1 protein-coding gene and 1 pseudogene are annotated in these 1,195 nt (G+C 66.9%); both read right to left on the bottom strand.

What is annotated here, in order from left to right:
* A pseudogene (locus LQV45_RS34060) lies at positions 1–151 on the bottom strand (aquaporin family protein); the annotation flags it as partial.
* A 156-nt stretch (positions 152–307) separates the two neighbouring features.
* Positions 308–1,195: FAD-dependent oxidoreductase (locus LQV45_RS34055; RefSeq protein WP_230012269.1), on the bottom strand; the 888-nt coding region annotated here is incomplete at its 5' end.

Raw genomic sequence — 1,195 nt, 5'->3', positions numbered from 1 at the left:
CGGCAAGGCCCCACCCCCAGGTGACCATGAGGAACCCGCCGTTATTGCCCTTGGTGCCTTTGAGCGCAACGTTGGCCACAACGCCGCAACCCAGCAGGGTCAGCATGGCGGTACCGAATAATTCGGATAGGAAAACTATTCCAAGAGACATCTTTGACTCCTCTATTTTCTGTTGTCGGCCTCCGCGAGTTTGGAAGCCGTTGGGCCGGCAGCATGTTCGTGCTGCCGGCCGGCCACTGCGCCGGCCGCCAGGGCGGACCGCGCAGTGCTTGCACCCGGGCTTCCCTGCCCGGGCACGCAAGCAATATCAGGCGACCAAGCTGTGGACCCGGACACCGTGGAACCGCTGTAGCACCTCCTGTGCGTGGCTGATCTCTGAGGCCCGGCGTGCCGCGTCCCAGCCGAGCGGTCCGGAAAGGATGTCCGCGACTTCGTTGAGCAGTTCCCCTGTCACCAGGCCGCGAAAGGCCAGGGACGTGCGGCGGATGAGGACGTCCACGAGGTGCCCGATCTGCTCATGGGCGGCCATGAACTCCAGTTCCCGGGTGCTCAGCTCGCGGGTGGAATGCAGCAGCCGGTCCGGCTCGCCGGCCGCGGCCCCGTCCAGGAAGCGGATGACTTCTTCGGCACGGGTCCCGTAGCGGGTCAGCAGCCCGGTGACGCGGGCGACGTCGCGGCCGGCCGACATGTGGGCCTTGATCCAGCGCTGGACGCCGTCCTCGCTGTCCGGGAAGCCGGCGCCGCCGCCGATGGCGAGCTTCGCCGTCGAAACCTTCCGTTCCATACCGAGTTCGGCCAGGACGTCGTTGCTCAGGTGCTCGGCGAGGGCCCGGAACGTGGTCCACTTGCCGCCGACGAGGCTGAGGACGGCGCCGCCCGCCGCCGCACGGCGTTCGATCCGGTAGTCCCTGCTGACGAAGCCGGGCTGGGTCGCGTCGTGCTTCGGAAGCGGCCGAACACCGGAGAACGAGTAGACAATCTGGTCCCGGCCCACCGGGATGTCCGGAAACACGTGGCCGATCAGGTCAAAGAAGTAGTCGATTTCCGCCTCGGTGCACACGGCGTCCTGGGCCATGTCGGCGTCGACGTCGGTGGTGCCGACCAGGACGCGGTCACCCATCGGGTAGATCAGTACGATCCGGCCGTCGGTGTGCTCGAAGAAGATTTCGCGGCCGTTGCACGCCGCGAGCAGCTT

Source organism: Microbacterium sp. Bi128 (assembly GCF_918698205.1).
The sequence above is the reverse complement of the archived record's forward strand: the minus strand, read 5'-3'. Positions and strand labels throughout refer to the sequence as shown.